At 44.8% G+C, this 16,937-nt stretch carries 21 protein-coding genes; all 21 read left to right on the top strand.

Annotated elements, in window-relative coordinates; all coding sequences use genetic code 11:
• Positions 1-60: 60 nt before the first annotated feature.
• Positions 61-372: a flagellar hook-basal body complex protein FliE gene (fliE, locus tag CS562_RS02220; protein WP_024630209.1), complete on the top strand. Its 312-nt coding sequence runs from the start codon at positions 61-63 to the stop codon at positions 370-372.
• Between the two features lie 137 nt (positions 373-509).
• A complete protein-coding gene (gene fliF, locus CS562_RS02215; protein WP_099853315.1) occupies positions 510-2,093 on the top strand; it encodes a flagellar basal-body MS-ring/collar protein FliF in 1,584 nt (527 codons plus the stop codon).
• A gap of 11 nt (positions 2,094-2,104) precedes the next feature.
• Complete coding sequence (gene fliG / locus CS562_RS02210; protein WP_063566412.1) at positions 2,105-3,121, top strand: flagellar motor switch protein FliG; 1,017 nt, start codon at positions 2,105-2,107, stop codon at positions 3,119-3,121.
• Positions 3,114-3,974, top strand: a complete 861-nt coding sequence (locus tag CS562_RS02205) for a FliH/SctL family protein (RefSeq protein ID WP_099853312.1) — start codon at positions 3,114-3,116, stop codon at positions 3,972-3,974. Before fliG ends, CS562_RS02205 begins: the two co-directional genes overlap by 8 nt.
• Complete coding sequence (gene fliI / locus CS562_RS02200) at positions 3,961-5,280, top strand: flagellar protein export ATPase FliI (RefSeq protein WP_076289505.1); 1,320 nt, start codon at positions 3,961-3,963, stop codon at positions 5,278-5,280. The genes CS562_RS02205 and fliI overlap by 14 nt, the downstream gene beginning before the upstream one ends.
• Before the next feature lie 11 nt (positions 5,281-5,291).
• Positions 5,292-5,744, top strand: coding sequence for a flagellar export protein FliJ (gene fliJ, locus CS562_RS02195; RefSeq protein ID WP_072732398.1), 453 nt, complete (start codon positions 5,292-5,294; stop codon positions 5,742-5,744).
• 42 nt (positions 5,745-5,786) lie between these two features.
• On the top strand, positions 5,787-6,722 hold the full coding sequence (locus CS562_RS02190) for a MotE family protein (RefSeq protein WP_099853310.1): 936 nt from the start codon (positions 5,787-5,789) through the stop codon (positions 6,720-6,722).
• Between the two features lie 41 nt (positions 6,723-6,763).
• Complete coding sequence (locus tag CS562_RS02185; protein WP_099853308.1) at positions 6,764-8,140, top strand: flagellar hook-length control protein FliK; 1,377 nt, start codon at positions 6,764-6,766, stop codon at positions 8,138-8,140.
• Between the two features lie 19 nt (positions 8,141-8,159).
• The gene (locus CS562_RS02180; protein WP_099853305.1) at positions 8,160-8,705 is read left to right on the top strand and encodes a flagellar hook capping FlgD N-terminal domain-containing protein; all 546 of its coding nucleotides are present in this window, start codon (positions 8,160-8,162) and stop codon (positions 8,703-8,705) included.
• On the top strand, positions 8,702-9,085 hold the full coding sequence (locus CS562_RS02175; protein WP_099853303.1) for a TIGR02530 family flagellar biosynthesis protein: 384 nt from the start codon (positions 8,702-8,704) through the stop codon (positions 9,083-9,085). Before CS562_RS02180 ends, CS562_RS02175 begins: the two co-directional genes overlap by 4 nt.
• Before the next feature lie 82 nt (positions 9,086-9,167).
• Positions 9,168-9,983, top strand: coding sequence for a flagellar basal body rod protein FlgG (gene flgG / locus CS562_RS02170; protein WP_072732401.1), 816 nt, complete (start codon positions 9,168-9,170; stop codon positions 9,981-9,983).
• 65 nt (positions 9,984-10,048) lie between these two features.
• A complete protein-coding gene (locus CS562_RS02165) occupies positions 10,049-10,270 on the top strand; it encodes a flagellar FlbD family protein (RefSeq protein WP_024630220.1) in 222 nt (73 codons plus the stop codon).
• The gene (locus tag CS562_RS02160) at positions 10,270-10,728 is read left to right on the top strand and encodes a flagellar basal body-associated FliL family protein (RefSeq protein ID WP_099853299.1); all 459 of its coding nucleotides are present in this window, start codon (positions 10,270-10,272) and stop codon (positions 10,726-10,728) included. Before CS562_RS02165 ends, CS562_RS02160 begins: the two co-directional genes overlap by 1 nt.
• Before the next feature lie 39 nt (positions 10,729-10,767).
• Positions 10,768-11,766 (top strand): flagellar motor switch protein FliM, encoded by a 999-nt coding sequence (gene fliM / locus CS562_RS02155; RefSeq protein ID WP_099853295.1) that lies wholly within the window; start codon positions 10,768-10,770, stop codon positions 11,764-11,766.
• Complete coding sequence (fliY, locus tag CS562_RS02150; protein ID WP_099853291.1) at positions 11,756-13,024, top strand: flagellar motor switch phosphatase FliY; 1,269 nt, start codon at positions 11,756-11,758, stop codon at positions 13,022-13,024. Before fliM ends, fliY begins: the two co-directional genes overlap by 11 nt.
• Before the next feature lie 28 nt (positions 13,025-13,052).
• The gene (locus CS562_RS02145) at positions 13,053-13,418 is read left to right on the top strand and encodes a response regulator (protein ID WP_017689175.1); all 366 of its coding nucleotides are present in this window, start codon (positions 13,053-13,055) and stop codon (positions 13,416-13,418) included.
• Positions 13,419-13,426: 8 nt separating this feature from the next.
• The gene (locus tag CS562_RS02140) at positions 13,427-13,966 is read left to right on the top strand and encodes a flagellar biosynthetic protein FliO (RefSeq protein WP_371121409.1); all 540 of its coding nucleotides are present in this window, start codon (positions 13,427-13,429) and stop codon (positions 13,964-13,966) included.
• Complete coding sequence (gene fliP / locus CS562_RS02135) at positions 13,963-14,718, top strand: flagellar type III secretion system pore protein FliP (RefSeq protein WP_063566400.1); 756 nt, start codon at positions 13,963-13,965, stop codon at positions 14,716-14,718. The genes CS562_RS02140 and fliP overlap by 4 nt, the downstream gene beginning before the upstream one ends.
• 25 nt (positions 14,719-14,743) lie before the next feature.
• On the top strand, positions 14,744-15,013 hold the full coding sequence (gene fliQ / locus CS562_RS02130; RefSeq protein WP_024630226.1) for a flagellar biosynthesis protein FliQ: 270 nt from the start codon (positions 14,744-14,746) through the stop codon (positions 15,011-15,013).
• A 10-nt stretch (positions 15,014-15,023) separates the two neighbouring features.
• The gene (fliR, locus tag CS562_RS02125; protein ID WP_099853289.1) at positions 15,024-15,812 is read left to right on the top strand and encodes a flagellar biosynthetic protein FliR; all 789 of its coding nucleotides are present in this window, start codon (positions 15,024-15,026) and stop codon (positions 15,810-15,812) included.
• A gap of 23 nt (positions 15,813-15,835) precedes the next feature.
• Positions 15,836-16,918 carry a flagellar biosynthesis protein FlhB gene (flhB, locus tag CS562_RS02120; RefSeq protein WP_099853286.1) on the top strand — a complete coding sequence of 361 codons (1,083 nt, stop codon included), beginning with the start codon at positions 15,836-15,838 and terminating at the stop codon, positions 16,916-16,918.
• The last annotated feature ends 19 nt before the right edge of the window (positions 16,919-16,937 follow it).

Raw genomic sequence — 16,937 nt, 5'->3', positions numbered from 1 at the left:
CGGCTTAAAGGTGGAAATATCCATAAAACCAAAGAACAGAAATGAAAGGGAGGGACATTAATGATTCAGAACAACATGTTTAGCACACAGGGGATTCAACCGCTTCAGATGCAAAGTACGGCACAAAGTAAACCATCTACACCAGCCGAAACCATCCAGAGCTTCGGTACATACCTACAGGATGCGCTAGGGTCTGTAGCTGCACAGGAGACCCAGGCACATGAAATGTCAAACCAATTCCTGGTTGGAAAAGTGAACGTTGATCAGGTGATGATCGCTTCTGAACAGGCCCTGTTGAGTCTGCAACTTACGACTCAAGTCCGAAACAAAGTAGTCGAAGCATATCAGGAGATTATGCGTACGCAATTATAAAATGTCTTAAATGCGCTTCGACAACAGCGCTGATTATTACAACAAGCAGCTGCGATGCTGCTCCTGACCGTTAAACTTTAGAACCTATAAAGATTGCGGAAGGACAGACCAAGCAAAGTTTCGGATGGGGTGACAGAGTGAATGAGAGAATTGCCCAATACAGGGATAAGGCATCCCAGTATTGGAATAGTTTTAGCAAAAAGCAAAAAGTATTATTTATTTCCACCTTCCTGTTTTTAATTTTGGCTGCAGTTGTACTAACCATGCAATTGTCAAAGACGGAATATGAAGTTGCTTTCACGGATTTGAATGCAAGTGACTCTGCAGGCGTCATTAATTATCTGGATTCATCAAGTATTCCATACAAATTAAGTGCAGACGGTAAGACCATATCTGTACCGAGCACGGATGTAGCTATTGCAAAAGTAAATATCGGATCACAAGGAATTATTCAAAATGGTTCATTAGGGTATAAGTCATTTGAGGAGTCATCATCTCCGATCGGGATGACGGATAAAGAGTTCGATGTGAAGTATAACAACGCATTGAACGGAGAAGTGGAGCAGTTGCTTCAACGAATGCAAGGCATACAGGATGCTAAAGTGTTGGTCAATATGCCAAAAGATAATATCTTTGCTGGCCTAGAAGAGCAGGATAAAGCATCAGCATCAGTGGCCCTGCAGTTTAAACCGGGTTATCACCCCAATCAGGCTGCGGTAGATGGATATTTTAATTTGGTCAAGACAGCCATTCCCAATCTACCTATTGAAAATATAACGATTACGAACACGGATGAAGCGGAACTGATTCCGACCGCCAGAGGTGGTAGTGGGGGATTATCTTCTGAAGTCCAAGAAAACATGGCGTTACAGAAGAAATTCGAAAATGATGTTCGCAATAATGTGAAGCAATTTCTTTCCCAGATTGTGGGTGACGAGAACGTCAATGTACTGGTTGCTTCCAAGCTTAATTTTGACAAGGAAACTCGGAAAGAAAACCTAGTCACACCGGTCGATGTAGATAATATGAAAGGCATCGAGATCAGTGTGCAAGAGATTCAAAAGAGTTACACTGGGGCAAGCAATCCGACAGGTGGTGTTGCTGGCACAGGTCAAGAGGAAGTTCCCGGTTATCCATCATCGGATGCATCAGGCAACTCAACCTCGGAGGAAACATCCAGCACCAAAAACTACGATGTCAACCGAATTGTTAAAGATATCGTTTCCAGTCCATATACTGTAAAAGATTTAACCATTAACGTTGCGGTTGAACCACCGGCAGGACAAACAGAATTACAAGCACCGGTTCAGGATGCAATTGAAAATATCTTGGTTAACATTGTTCGTGCATCATTGGCGGACTCAGGCACTGTAATAAGTGACGCAGACTTGGCCAAAAAAGTTTCGGTAATGTCTCAAGGTTTCCAGACTGCTGCAGCAGCAAATACAGGCTTCCAGCTTTCTACCGGAATGATGTGGGGCATAGGAGCACTGGTGGCAGCATTAATTGCAACGGTTGTTATTTTGTTAGTGCGCCGTCGTCGCAAACAAAACGAAATAGAAGAAGAGGACATTCCTCTTCCAGTAGCAACAGAGTTTCCGTCCATTACGTTGGACAGTGTAACGAACGAAAGTCAAGTGCGCAAACAATTGGAGAGTTTGGCCAAGAAAAAGCCAGACGAATTCGTCAATCTGCTGCGTACGTGGCTGGCTGACGAATAGAGGTGAACGCATTGGCGAAGGCAAGCAGTCAAGGTCTGACTGGAAGACAAAAAGCAGCAATTTTGTTGATTACATTAGGTCCGGAAGTATCCGCGCAAATCTTCAAACATTTGCGGGACGAGGAGATTGAACAACTAACGTTGGAAATTGCCAATGTTCGTAAAGTGGATGCTTCCGAAAAAGATATGATTATGTCTGAGTTTCACCAGATCTGTTTGGCACAGGAATATATCTCACAGGGCGGTATTACGTATGCGAGAGAAATTCTGGAGAAAGCACTTGGGTCGCAAAAAGCACTTGAAGTTATTAACCGTTTGACGGCTACGCTGCAAGTTAGACCCTTTGACTTTGCGCGTAAGGCGGATCCGAATCAAATATTGAACTTCATTCAGAACGAAAGCCCGCAAACAATTGCTCTGGTATTATCGTATCTGCAATTTGAGCAGGCAGCAGCAATTTTGTCCTCGTTACCACAAGAGAAGCAAGCCGATGTAGCACGCAGAGTTGCTGTTATGGACAGTACGTCTCCAGAAGTCATTTCTCAAGTGGAACGAGTGCTCGAGCAAAAATTATCTTCTACTGTTACGCAGGATTATACAAATGCGGGTGGTATCGAATCCATCGTTCAGATCTTGAACGGCGTCGACCGTGGTACGGAACGTACTATTCTCGACTCGTTGGAAATTCAAGATCCGGAACTTGCAGAAGAAATCAAAAAACGCATGTTTGTATTCGAAGATATCGTCAATGTCGACGATCGTTCGATTCAGCGTATTATCCGGGATATCGACAACGCAGATTTGCAGTTGGCACTTAAAGTGGCAAGCGAAGAAGTACGGGATGCAATATTCCGAAATATGTCGAAACGGATGTCCGAGACATTCAAGGAAGAAATGGAATTCATGGGACCTGTTCGGTTGCGTGATGTTGAGGAAGCTCAGACCCGTATCGTAGGAACGATCCGTAGATTGGAAGAAGCTGGTGAGATCATTATCGCTCGCGGTGGAGGAGATGATATCATTGTCTAATTTGATTAAATCTTTCCAGTATGTACCGGTCGATGACCACAAACGACTCGAAAATCATCATCATTATGGTGGATCGGAGTCTGATGCGGAGTTAGATGGTGAACGTGCTGAAGGTTCTGAAGCTGAGATGCTTCAGGCACGCGTGGACGAAGAAACACAACGTCTTACCGCGGAGATGCTGGAGGATGCCAAGGAGTTTGCAGAAAAGCAGGTACGTGATGCTTCGGAGGAAGCGGAACGATTGCTTCAAGAAGCCCGTGAACAGATAGATAGCTGGTGGCAGGAGCAGCGTCAGAAGGATGAACATCTGACTGAAGCGCTTCGTTCACAAGGTTTCCAGCAGGGTTTTGAAGAAGGCAAAGTACAGGCTGAACTGGATCTCCAGGTGAAGATCGAAGAGATGATGAAGGAAGCACGCGGGGTGCTTGAAGAAGCTTACATTGCCAAAGGTCAGATTATACAGGAAGCGGAGCCTTTCCTTGTGGATCTCGCCTGTGGTATCGCTGAGAAGGTGATTGACAAACAACTCTCGGTTGAACCAGAACACACACTTGAACTGATTCGTCAGAGTTTGTCTCGCAAACGTGAACAGGGGATGATCACCTTATGTGTGGCACCTGATCAATTTGCTTTTGTGCAGGCCGCACGGGAAGAGTTGGCTATGGCAATTGACTCTCAGGCAGAATTGCAGATTTTGCCTGATGCTACGGTAAAAGACAAGGGATGTGTTATACGGTCGTCGTTTGGAAGCGTAGATGCCAGAATCGATACCCAGCTCGCTGAAATTAAAAAAGAACTGATCCGCATAGCACTTGAGGATGAGGGGCGAAAAAATCAACATGAAGATTCTTAGCTCACAGCGATACATGGAACATCTTAAGCAATTTGATCCCGTTCGTATTAACGGTAAGGTCACTCAGGTCATTGGTCTTATGGTTGAGTCGGAAGGTCCGGATGCAAGTATTGGTGATGTATGTTACATCTACCCTGGAAAATCTGCCAAGCCACTCCAGGCAGAGGTTGTTGGGTTCCGGGATAACAAAGTATTGCTCATGCCACTCGGTGAACTTCAATCTATTGGTCCTGGATGTGATGTGGTCGGAACGGGTAAACCACTTGGCGTTCAGGTTGGATCAGAATTGCTTGGTAAGGTGTTAGATGGATTGGGACAACCTTTGGACGGTTCCTTGTTACCCTCCAGAATGCCGATGTACTCCACATCCAATACGCCAGTGAATCCGATGGACCGACCACGTGTACTCGAAACGATGAGCGTAGGTGTGAGAGCCATTGACGGTCTGTTGACGGTAGGCAAAGGACAGAGGGTCGGCATATTTGCCGGATCGGGTGTTGGTAAAAGTACGCTGATGGGCATGATCGCCCGCAATACAGCAGCAGACGTCAATGTAATTGCTTTGGTAGGCGAGCGGGGCCGCGAGGTTCGTGACTTTATTGAACGGGATCTGGGTCCGGAAGGACTGGAACGATCTGTCGTTATTGTCGCTACCTCTGATCAACCTGCTCTGATTCGAATCAAGGGCGCGGTCATCGCAACTACGATTGCGGAGTATTTCAGAGACAGAGGCATGAATGTCATGTTGATGATGGACTCCGTTACACGTTATGCCATGGCACAGAGGGAAGTAGGACTTGCCGTGGGGGAACCTCCTGCAATGAGAGGATACACTCCTTCTGTTTTTGCGAGTTTGCCCAAGCTGCTTGAGCGAGCGGGGACTGGACCCACAGGCTCGATTACTGCTTTTTACACCGTCCTTGTCGACGGGGATGATATGAACGAACCGATTGCAGATGCGGTGAGAGGTATATTGGATGGTCATATTGTATTAAATCGGTCCATCGCAAATAAAGGTCATTTCCCTGCCATTGATGTGCTTGCGAGCATTAGTCGGGTTATGAAGGATATTGCTCCTGAAGAGCAGCTGGAAGCCGTTAATAATATGAAGAGACTGATGGCTGTGTACAAGGAATCAGAGGATTTAATCAACATTGGGGCTTATCAAAGAGGTTCAAATGCTGCCATTGATGAATCTATTGACCAGATTGATAGCATCTGGGACTTTACCAGACAGAAAGTCGATGAAAAAGTAACGTTGAGTGAAGTGCAGGAACGTTTGATTCTTGAATTTGCAAGGAGATGAATGGGTAAACGATGAAATTTCGATATCATTTCCAGAAGGTTGTCGACCTGAAAAGCAATGAAAAAACGCAAGCGGAGTGGATGTTATCCACAGCCATCGGGAAACTTCAGACTGAGGAAGAGCATCTTTTACAACTATTGAATGATAAAAAGGAACTGATAGATGTCATTCAATCCGCTACGGAAAGTACGGCTTCCGTATCCAGCTTGCAAGAGATGCAGCGGTATGTCCATCACCTTGACGAGTGCATTTCACGCAAAAGTAGTGATGTCAGACATGCTGAGGTCAATGTGCAACGGAATCAGACGTTTCTGAACGGCAAAATGATGGACGAAAAAGTATGGCTTGGGGCGAGAGACAAGGCCAAAATCAAATTTCAGCAGGAGATGCTCCTCCGGGAACAGAACGATCTGGACGAGATGGCTACTGTACGCTTCGCTGCCAAAGCCGGACGCGCGAATTGATGTGGCCGGACGCGAAGTTGTCTCGTGAAGGAGGAAAGAACAATGGCTGTTAAAGACACAGATATGGAAAAAGAGTCGAGTGGCGGTTGGGAAAAGTTCTTGATGATTTCAATCCCAATTGTGTTCACTGTGGTTTTGTTAGGTGTATTGCTTACTCTATTTAATGTAGATATTCGCAACAACCTGCTTGATGTAGCTAACAAAATACCTGTCGTGAAGAACTGGGTACCTGATCCTGTGCTAGATCCAGAGAAAAAGAAACTGGAGAAGAGTGAGCAGCAGGTCGAGAGTGCAGAAGCGACAATAGATAAGCTGAAGGCACAAGTAAGCGAAAAGGAAGCAGAACTCAAAGCAGCGAAAGATGCCACGACCACAGAGGCGAAGAAAGCAAGCGATTTAAAAAAGAAATTAGATGATGCGGAAAAAGCGGCTGAAACCGCTGCGCAGAATCCAGAGACCGAGTCTGATTATCAAAAACAAATTAAAGATTTGGCGAAGATGTATGCGGACATGAGTCCCAGTAAGGCCGCACCGATTTTGCAAAATATGACGAATGAAGAGATGGTACTGCTTCTGAGTGCGATGCAATCGGCTGCACGAACCAAGGTGCTGGAAAAGATGGACCCAAAAACAGCGGCTGATGTCACGATGATGATGAAGGATGCAAAACCATCCGGTGATTTGGCCCTGGATGCACTGCAATCCCGCTTAAAGAAAGAAACTGCATCGACATCCACGGCGACTACAACTAACTCCAAAAACTTGGATAAAAATCAGCTTAGTCAAACGTTTGCTTCCATGTCGGCCTCTAGTGGAGCTAAACTATTGCTCGAAACATACAAGCTGAGTCCGGATAAAACCTTGACCATTTTAAATTCTGTCGACGATGCTACACGGTCTCAATTGCTTGAAAATATGTCGACTGAAAATTCAGTTGAAACTGCAAAAATATTAAATAAACTAATGGGTAACAAGTAGAATAGTAGCGTCTGTTTACTACGGAGAGGAGGTGAAAATAAATGTCGATTGTATATCAAATGACAACCACATCATCCGCTAAGACAACAGCAGCGCAGACAACTGGAATAGGATCCAAAGGTGCAACTGCTGGAAGCGGTGATTTTCTGCAAACTCTTGCCCAATCATTGAATGGTGGTGCAACGGCGGAGAATGACTCGGCTACAGCTACGAGCTTAACAGCGAATCCGCTGATGTTTACCTTTGCAGCTAGTGAAGATGGGGAACAAACATCGATCACCGATGTCTTAAGTTCCTTATTCGAAGATTTGGATTCGCTAGATGAAGCTTTGGAAAATGATCCGTCACTACTTGCTGATTTACAAACTCTGATTCAGCAGATGTACGCTCAATTAGATGCTAATCCTGGTATTCAAGCCGAAGGTTCTGATGAGCCTACAAGTGAAGCGGGAAATGCAGCATCAGCAATTGATCTGGCGGAACATCCAGCAGCAGTACGCTTTGTATTACAGGATGTGCTTACACAGTTAATTGCGGGTATGAATGAGCCTGATAGTAGTGTTGTAAAGAACGCTCCAGAATTCAAGCACCTGCTTCAGTCTCTTCAAAGTCAGTTGCAAGATGCTGGCGTTGATACCAGTCTTAACAAAGGGTGGCCTGAACTTAAATCCATTCTGGATACATTAGCGATGGCTAAGGATCAGGCTGTGCAAGTAGCTCCAACAAATCCCGTTCAAACGTCCAAGCAAGACTCAGTGACATCACAAGTTTTTGTTGCGGTTGCTTCAAATAATGGACCTAAAGTTTCAGTTGAAACGGATTCATCACCTACAGCAAATGAAGTAGGAGAAGTGGACCATTCAAGTATTATTACGGCAGGGGAGTTGTCCTTACGTTCATCAGGTACATCAGCAGGTAAACCGGCTGAACCTGTCTTGCAAGCCTCCCAGTTTGCAAAAGAGATGACACAATTTGTTGTGAACAAGCTGGATATCGTGCAGCAAAAGGGATTTTCGGAGGCAACTATCTCACTACGTCCGGAGCATCTAGGTAAGCTGGATGTACAAATTACTTTGCAAAACGGACAATTGGTTGCACGGTTTATGACTGAGCATACGATGGCGAAAGACATGTTGGAACAGCAAATGATACAACTGCGTAGCTCGCTTCAAGCTCAAGGCATTCAAGTGGAACGACTTGAAGTTACTCAGAACAGCTCACTTGGTTCACAAATGTACCAGGATGGAGGACGCCAGCCGGGAAGCAATTCTCAGCAGCAACGTCGCTCACGTGAACGTGAAGAACAATCGGATGATGCTGTAACTACAGCAACTCTCCAGGAAGAATTGCGCAACTGGCGCAGTGAGCATGAGGAAGGCAACGACCTGCGGAGAGACACGTTTACAGCAGAAGCTTAAACAGAAATGAGGTGAAAATATGGCTAATGAAGCGATCTCTACCAATAATACCTGGCCAAACTATTCAGCAGCGAATAAAGCTACAACAAGCGCTGCAACAAAAGAGCTGGGCAAGGATCAGTTTCTTAAAATATTGATTACTCAGCTACAAAATCAGGATCCAATGCAGCCAATGGAAGATAAGGAATTTATCGCTCAGATGGCTCAGTTCAGTTCGGTAGAACAACTGGTGAATATCTCTTCTCAGCTCAAGACTTTGAATCAGTCTCTTGGGACAGTGTCTGGCATGATTGGCCGCGAGATCAGTTGGCTTTCTTCTAATAAAGAGGATAACGGAACCCTCCGTAAAGGAATTGTGGACTCCATCATCGTACGAGATGGTGTTCAATACGCAAAAGTGGGCAATGACGAAATCAAGCTGGATGAAATTATTCAAGTAACTAATCCAACACAGGCTGAGGAAAATGAAACTCCAGTTCAGAACGCTGCAGATTCAGCTGTAACGAATGAAAGCCAGCAACCAGAAGCATCAGCGCAGCCTGAAGAGAATGGAAGCACGTTATGAGTGACCGCATAACAGTAGGCCAACTGTACTCAGGTCCAATTACACCTAATTTACTTAACCGCTCCAAAGCGGGAGAAGCATCCAATGTACCTGAACGCCCTTTTGCAAAGGTATTGGAAGACAACCTCCTGAAATTGAGTAATCATGCTGCCAAAAGGTTGGAACAGCGCGGTATTGAACTCAAGACTGAGCAGATGCAGCAGATTGGAACTGCACTGGATAAGGCAGCTGCCAAAGGAGCCAAGGAATCCTTGATTTTGATGAAAGATATGGCTTTTATCGTTAATGTCAAAAATCGTACTGTTGTTACAGCCATGGATAGTGAAAGCATGAAGGATAATGTATTCACTCAGATTGATAGTGCTGTAATCATTTCTTGACCGGCTGGCCCTTCTCGGGAGCCGGAATGCCGCTGACCGACTGACGCGGTAACCAAATTAAGGCTGGGAGGATTTTTAAAAAATGTTGAAATCAATGTACTCAGGCGTTTCCGGGATGCGGGGTTTTCAAACGAAACTTGATGTTATCGGTAATAATATTGCGAACGTGAACACGGTTGGTTTTAAAGGTAGCCGTGTTATGTTCAAAGATATTATGAGCCAAACAACGGCGGGGGTAACAGCCCCTGGAGATGATAACGGTGGTGTAAATGCAAAGCAGATTGGTTTGGGTGTATCGGTAGGATCGATTGATACGCTGCATCTTGCGGGCAGCCCAATGACAACTAATAATCCAACCGACCTGCGTCTCAATGGTGATGGTTTCTTCCTGGTGACCCTAGGCGGAGAACAAGAAGTTCCTTTTTTGACCCGTGCAGGAGATTTCCATGTGGATGCTAACCGTAACCTCGTGACATCCGATGGTCTGTTCGTTGTTGATAGTGGTGGAGAACCTATCACATTGGACGAAGCAGTCGTTTCTTTCACGATTGGTCAAGATGGAATTATCAACCAGACGATGGATGATGGAACAACTGAAGCTGGAGCACAACTCGGCATAGGGAAAGTAACAAATCCGGAAGGTCTGGAAAAAATCGGTGGCAACTTGTATCGCATTACTGCAAATGCCAATGCTGATGGGGAATTTGAAATTGTTACTGCCAATAGTACTGAATTTGGTACAGGATCCGTTATTGCAGGACAACTTGAAATGTCCAACGTGGATCTGACTGGAGAATTCACAGAGATGATTGTGGCTCAGCGTGGATTCCAAGCAAACTCACGAATTATCACAACGTCCGATGAAGTGCTTCAGGAAGTTGTTAACCTGAAACGTTAATAACTAATTAGTAATTTTTAATGCGTGGGGAGCTTGCTCCTCCACTCTGATCGAGGGGGCTTAGCATGATTTCGGTTACGCGGTTAAATGGTTCTCCCATGTGGTTAAATGCGCTGATGGTTGAAATTGTGGAAGAGACACCAGACACGTATATTACTCTGGTAACCGGAAAGAGACTTATTGTGCTTGAGAAAGCCGATGAGGTTATTTCCAAAATTAAAGATTACAACCGTGAAATCGGGGTTCAGGCAGCCACTATTAAAGTGCAGCAAACGGAGGAGTCCTGATGAAAAAGATGTTGCCTTGGCTTGCAACAAGCTTGCTAGCTATAACACTTATTGTGGTGGTTGTGTTTGTATTTATGCAAGGACAGAACGGGAATAAGATTGATACACATACGGCAGCCGCGGCAGAGAAGAAGATGACTGCGGATGAGATTGTTGCAGTGTCCTCAGAGCTTGGAGAAATTAAAACCAATTTGGCTGATATAGACCATATTGTAGTTGTAAGTTTTTCTTTCAAATTGTCAGACAAAAAGGCTAAAGAAGATTTTGAGAAAATCAAGGAAATCACGGTGAAGCCTATTATCATCCAGACTTTTGCGGATACCAAATCTGATGAGCTGGCTACAGCAAAAGGTCGCATTCAATTTAATAAAAAATTGACCGAACTTATTAATGAAGCCTTGCCGGAAGGTAAGCTGACTAGCACTAGTTTTTCTTCTTTTTTGACAGCACCAATATAATGAACAGGACACGCTGTAAATCTGTAAGGGGGTGAGAACATGGTGGATGTATTATCACAAAATGAGATTGACGCCCTATTAGCTGCTCTTTCCTCTGGTGAGATGGATGCTGAGGAATTGAAAAAGGAAGAAACTCAAAAGAAAATTAGATCGTACGATTTTAAGCGGGCGGTTCGTTTTTCCAAAGATCATATTCGAAGCTTGACTCGTATTCACGAAAACTTTGCACGCTTTCTCACCACTTATTTTTCAGCCCAACTGCGGACGTTCGTTCAGATCAATGTCGTTCAGGTTGAACAGTTGCCTTATGACGAGTTTATCCGTTCTATTCCGAAGATGACGATATTGAACATATTTGAGGCGGAGCCATTACAGGGACGGATGGTGATGGAGGTTCACCCCAACGTGGGTTATGCAATGCTGGATCGCCTGCTTGGCGGAACAGGAAATGCACCGACAAAGATCGCATCAATGACGGAAATTGAGACGACGATTATGGAGCGGATTTTCAGCCGTGCGTTTGAAAGTTTGCAGGAAGCATGGAAGACGGTGTTGGATATTTCTCCAAGGATGGAAGCGCTGGAGACCAATCCGCAATTTATGCAGATTGTTTCCCCCAATGAGACCATTGCTTTGATCTCACTGAGTACCAAAATCGGTGACACCACAGGCATGATCAATTTGTGTATCCCGCATGTCGTTCTTGAACCTATTATGTCCCGGTTGTCGACTCATCAGTGGTTTGTTTCGGAGAAAAAGACAAGAGCTCCGGAAGAATATGATGCTCTCAAAGAGCGTGTGAACAAAGCCAAATTGCCCGTCGTTGCGGAGTTGGGAGAATCCAGGATTTCGATTGCTGAATTTTTGGGTCTGTCTGTTGGCGATGTCATTACGTTGAACAAACCCGTTGATGAGGGACTATCTATTAAAGTTGGAGATAGGCTGAAGTATATAGGTAGCCCGGGAACGATCAAGGATCGTGTGGCTGTGCAAATAGACAAGATTGTCACCGAAGGAGTTGAAGAATTTGACGAGTAAGGATTATTTATCCCAAGAAGAAATCGATGCTTTGCTCAGACAATCGGAATCGATGAACAGTTCGGAACCGGCTGTAAAAACAGTTGATGATTTTTTGACCGAGCTGGAACAGGATGCCTTGGGGGAGATTGGTAACATTACATTTGGTAGTGCGGCGACAGCTTTGTCCACACTATTGGGCCTAAAAGTAGATATTACAACACCTAAGGTGTCCATCATCAGTCGGACACAGTTTGATGAAGCATTTCCTAAGCCCCACGTTGCAGTCCATGTGAATTATGTGGATGGATTTGAAGGGATTAACTCGCTAGTCATCAAAAAACGGGATGCTCAAGTCATAGCCGATTTGATGCTTGGTGGCGAAGGGAATCCGATTGATGAAGAACTGAATGAAATCCATATCAGTGCAGTACAGGAAGCGATGAATCAGATGATGGGTTCGTCTGCTACTTCAATGTCCACAATCTTTAACCGTTTCGTGAATATTTCTCCTCCGGGAATTGATATTCTCAATATGGAAAGTGGCGAGGGAGTCAGCAATCTTCCAGAAGATGAGACGTTGATCCAAGTATCGTTCCGTCTGTTGATTGGCGATCTGATTGATTCCAATCTCATGCAGCTGCTTCCAGTCCATTTTGCCAAAGAAATGGTAGAGATGTTGATTGGAGGAGCTCAAGAGTCTACTGCTAGTGCACCAGTTGCGTCAACACCTGAACCAGCACCAACACCGGCAGCAGCACCTGTTGCCGCTGAGCAACCTCCGGTTCAGCAACAGATGCCGCCACAAGCGCAACAACCGCCTGTTCAAGATTATAATGGCTATGGACAGGGCCCGATGGGAATGCCTCAAGGAATGCCGCCACAGCAGCCGTATGGCATGCCTCCGCAGCAACCTTATGGTGTACCGCAGCATTACGGCGGTGTGCCGAATAGGAATGTAAACGTACAACCGGTTCAATTCGCCAATTTGCAAAATGGGGCGTTCGGCCAGGTAGACGAAAACAATTTGAATTTATTGATGGACATTCCCCTTAAAGTCACCGTAGAATTAGGAAGGACCCAGAAGCAAATTAAGGATATTTTAGAACTGTCACAAGGTTCAATTGTCGAGCTGGACAAACTGGCCGGTGAACCTGTCGATATTTTGGTAAATAACAAGTTGATTGCCAAAGGTGAGGTTGTCGTAATCGACGAAAACTTTGGTGTTCGTGTTATAGATATCGTAAGCCAATGGGACCGAATTCAGAAATTACAATAAGCACAATTTAGGGAGGACTTGAATCAAGATGGCAAACCGAATTTTAGTCGTGGACGACGCTGCATTTATGAGAATGATGATCCGGGACATTTTGTCCAAAAACGGATACGAGGTCGTTGGCGAAGCACAGGATGGATCACAAGCAATTGAGAAGTTTAAGGAGCTTCGTCCTGATCTCATCACAATGGATATTACCATGCCTGAGATGGATGGTATTGCAGCTTTGAAAGAAATCAAAAAAATTGATGCTAACGCAAAAGTGATTATGTGCTCTGCGATGGGTCAACAAGCGATGGTTATTGATGCAATCCAAGCTGGAGCTAAAGATTTCATTGTGAAGCCGTTCCAATCTGACCGGGTTATCGAAGCAATCAGCAAAACGCTGGGCGTTTAAGAGACATGATGATGGCTCAGGATAAGATTCCAGATGATGTTGGCACGGGAGTCAATTATTATTTTCAGCTTGTATGGGTGATTGTTGTCCTGGCCGTCATTCTGGTTCTTATAGTCTATCTGATTCGTTTTCTAAACAAACGGAATCAGCGATGGTTCCGGAACGGCACAATTCGTATTTTGGGTGGAGTCGGACTGGGACCAAACAAGTCGCTGCAAATTATAGAAATTGGCGGTAGCGTTTATCTACTCGGTGTGGGTGATGACATACAGCTGGTGGATAAGGTTTCGGATCTTGAAGAGGCACAGCGAATCATTGATTCATTTGAACGGGATGCTTCAGCACAACAGGGAAGCCTTTCGCCTCTCATTGCAAAGCTGGCAGCCCGATTGCGCAAAGATGAACCGCCGCGGGAAATGGAACTCGAGGATACAACCTCTTTTCACGAACTGTTTGAATCTAAACTTCGGCAGATGCCTAACCGTAAAGAGAAGATGGAGAAGGTTCTGGAAGAAGACAATACTACAGATCGGTCGAGGGATTCATGAAGAAAAAGATTTGGTTAGCGTGTTTTTTCATAGGACTCATCAGTCTGGCATCCGTCACTGTTGCCTTTGCCGAACCGATTCCGAATATTGATATTCAAATTGGAAACGGGGATGGGGGCACTCCAAGCACGAGTTCACTGTCCATTATCCTGCTGATCACGGTACTTAGTATCGCACCAGCTTTGCTAGTACTAATGACTAGCTTTACCCGGATTGTTATCGTTCTCGGTTTTGTGCGGACATCCTTGGGTACGCAGCAAATGCCACCCAATCAGGTGCTGGTCGGATTGGCACTTTTTCTAACACTGTTCATCATGTCGCCCACGTTGTCATCCATCAATCAGGTAGCACTTCAGCCATATCTCAAGGGTGACATCACACAAACCGAAGCGTTGGAAAAAGCTGCGGATCCTATGAAGAAGTTTATGTTCTCCCACACTAGGGAGAAAGACCTGCTGCTGTTTATGAAGTACAATCAAACCGAAAAGCCAAGCACATACCAGGATATCCCGATTACTGTGATGGTACCGGCATATGCAATCAGTGAGTTGAAGACAGCATTCCAGATGGGATTCATGATCTTTATTCCATTCTTGGTTATAGACATTGTAGTTGCGAGTACACTCATGGCTATGGGCATGATGATGCTTCCACCTGTCATGATCTCATTACCTTTCAAAATACTGCTATTTGTACTTGTCGATGGCTGGTATCTGGTCGTGAAGTCACTGTTGCTGAGTTTTAACACTTGAGCCGGCATATTAAAGGAGGACGGTCATGACTTCGGAGTTTATTATCGGTCTGGCCGGGAAAGCGGTTTATACTTCACTGCTGGCCAGCGCACCTATGCTTATTCTAGCTCTGGTTGTAGGACTCATTATCAGTGTGTTTCAGGCAACCACTCAAATTCAGGAGCAAACTCTGGCCTTTGTGCCTAAAATCATTGCCGTACTTCTGGCAGTACTTTTGTTTGGTCCTTGGATATTGAATATACTGGTCGATTTCACGTATAACATTCTCGATAATTTATACAGATACATAGGGTAGGCTGTTGCAGATGGAGACATTGTTGCAAAGTTTTCCTGTCGCTCTGCTTATGTTTTGTCGAATAGCATCATTTTTTGTAACAGCGCCAGTCTTCTCAGCTCGAAATGTGCCGAATTCTATTAAAATTGGTTTATCGGCATTTGTAACCTTTACTGTGTATATGGTATACGGCATAGACCAGGTTGTACCTACAGATCTGAGTTATATCTTGCTGGTCATCCGAGAGATATTGATTGGTTTGCTCCTAGGCTTTGTTGCTTATCTGTTAATGACAGCTATACAGACCGCGGGTACTTTTATTGATCTTCAGATTGGTTTTGGTATGGCCAACGTATATGATCCAATGACAGGTGCTTCTGCACCACTTACAGGTAACTTCAAATATGCTTTTGCTGTATTGCTCTTTCTGACAATGAATGGACATCATTATCTACTCGATGCCATCGTATACAGTTATCGTTGGATTCCGTTGTCGAATGTATTCTTTCTACGATTGGCAGACGGAAGTATTGCTGAATTTTTGGTACATACCTTAGGTCAATCATTTATGTTGGCTTTCCAGATGTCTGCGCCGATTGTAGTTGCTCTGTTTTTGACAGATGTAGGATTGGGATTCTTGGCAAAGACGGCTCCTCAATTTAACGTGTTTGCCGTCGGAATGCCGCTAAAGGTACTCGTTGGGCTTGCTATTTTGCTTTTGCTGGTTCCCAGTTTCGCCTTTGTGTTTAGTCAATTGTTCGAAGTGATGTTCAGATCCATGGAAAAATTGCTAGGGACCATTGGACAAAGGCCGGGCTGAGTGAAACGGAGGACAAGATTCGAATGAAATATCAACTCGACCTCCAGATGTTCGCAGGGGAAAAAACAGAGAAGGCTACCCCGAAAAAGAGGCAGGATACGCGAAAAAAGGGGCAGGTTGTAAAAAGTATGGAGCTGTCCGGCGCATCCATTCTCCTATTCACCTTTTTAATTATGATGATGTTCAGTAACTTTTACAAAGAACGTATGGTTCGACTGTTTACAGACATCTTCATTAATCGGCTGAGTATGGAGGTCACTGGGGAGAACGTCGTAGCCTTATTGATGCGTTATGGCATCGAGGTTATGCTATTGCTTGCTCCTGTTTTGCTCGGTGCATTCCTTGTTGCTTTAATCGTTAATTACATGCAGGTAGGTTTCCTGCTTGTAGGAGAGGGATTAAAGCCCAAACTGGAAAAGCTGAATCCGATTAAAGGATTCAAAAACATTTTTTCTCTTCGTTCTTTGGTGGAGTTTGCTAAATCTATTATGAAAATGTCGATTATCGGCTTTCTGGTTTATAGTACCATCACAGGTTATCAGTCAGATATTGCTTCACTGTCTCATTTTTCATTAGATGCGATTCTGCATTTTGCTGCTTCCATCACCTTAAACTTGGGGATCAAGATAGCAGTAGCCCTGTTAGTACTTGCTGTACTCGACTATATGTACCAGAAGTATGATTACGAGAAAAACATTCGGATGTCTAAGCAAGACATCAAGGACGAATATAAAAAAATGGAAGGTGACCCACTGATCAAGGGGAAAATCAGGGAGCGTCAGCGTCGTATGGCTGTTCAGCGCATGATGCAGGAAGTTCCCAAAGCGGACGTAATTATCACCAACCCGACTCACTTTGCCGTTGCGCTTAAGTATGAAGGGTCGGAGATGGAAGCGCCGCAGATTATAGCTAAAGGTCAGGATTACGTCGCCTTGCGTATTAAAGAAATTGCCAAAGAGCACGGTGTCATAACTATGGAAAACAAGCCGCTGGCACGGGCATTGTTCCAGAGAGCCGAGATTGGTGACGCCATACCGGCTGATTTGTTTCAAGCGGTAGCTGAAGTGCTGGCTTATGTATATAAATTAAAGGGCAGAACGAAATAACAGGGGATCGGAGGCCGTA

It is taken from the genome of Paenibacillus sp. LK1 (genome assembly GCF_002750415.1).
Classification (GTDB): domain Bacteria; phylum Bacillota; class Bacilli; order Paenibacillales; family Paenibacillaceae; genus Paenibacillus; species Paenibacillus taichungensis.
This window is presented reverse-complemented; position numbering and strand designations above follow the sequence as displayed.

Coding starts and splice junctions, on each gene's coding strand:
- fliM (WP_099853295.1), top strand. CDS start 10,768: ATGGTGGATGTATTATCACAAAATGAGATTGACGCCCTATTAGCTGCT.
- CS562_RS02145 (WP_017689175.1), top strand. CDS start 13,053: ATGGCAAACCGAATTTTAGTCGTGGACGACGCTGCATTTATGAGAATG.
- flgG (WP_072732401.1), top strand. CDS start 9,168: ATGTTGAAATCAATGTACTCAGGCGTTTCCGGGATGCGGGGTTTTCAA.
- fliI (WP_076289505.1), top strand. CDS start 3,961: ATGAAGATTCTTAGCTCACAGCGATACATGGAACATCTTAAGCAATTT.
- fliJ (WP_072732398.1), top strand. CDS start 5,292: ATGAAATTTCGATATCATTTCCAGAAGGTTGTCGACCTGAAAAGCAAT.
- CS562_RS02190 (WP_099853310.1), top strand. CDS start 5,787: ATGGCTGTTAAAGACACAGATATGGAAAAAGAGTCGAGTGGCGGTTGG.
- CS562_RS02160 (WP_099853299.1), top strand. CDS start 10,270: ATGAAAAAGATGTTGCCTTGGCTTGCAACAAGCTTGCTAGCTATAACA.
- CS562_RS02180 (WP_099853305.1), top strand. CDS start 8,160: ATGGCTAATGAAGCGATCTCTACCAATAATACCTGGCCAAACTATTCA.
- fliR (WP_099853289.1), top strand. CDS start 15,024: ATGGAGACATTGTTGCAAAGTTTTCCTGTCGCTCTGCTTATGTTTTGT.
- fliP (WP_063566400.1), top strand. CDS start 13,963: ATGAAGAAAAAGATTTGGTTAGCGTGTTTTTTCATAGGACTCATCAGT.
- CS562_RS02175 (WP_099853303.1), top strand. CDS start 8,702: ATGAGTGACCGCATAACAGTAGGCCAACTGTACTCAGGTCCAATTACA.
- fliE (WP_024630209.1), top strand. CDS start 61: ATGATTCAGAACAACATGTTTAGCACACAGGGGATTCAACCGCTTCAG.
- CS562_RS02140 (WP_371121409.1), top strand. CDS start 13,427: ATGATGGCTCAGGATAAGATTCCAGATGATGTTGGCACGGGAGTCAAT.
- fliQ (WP_024630226.1), top strand. CDS start 14,744: ATGACTTCGGAGTTTATTATCGGTCTGGCCGGGAAAGCGGTTTATACT.
- CS562_RS02165 (WP_024630220.1), top strand. CDS start 10,049: ATGATTTCGGTTACGCGGTTAAATGGTTCTCCCATGTGGTTAAATGCG.
- flhB (WP_099853286.1), top strand. CDS start 15,836: ATGAAATATCAACTCGACCTCCAGATGTTCGCAGGGGAAAAAACAGAG.
- CS562_RS02185 (WP_099853308.1), top strand. CDS start 6,764: ATGTCGATTGTATATCAAATGACAACCACATCATCCGCTAAGACAACA.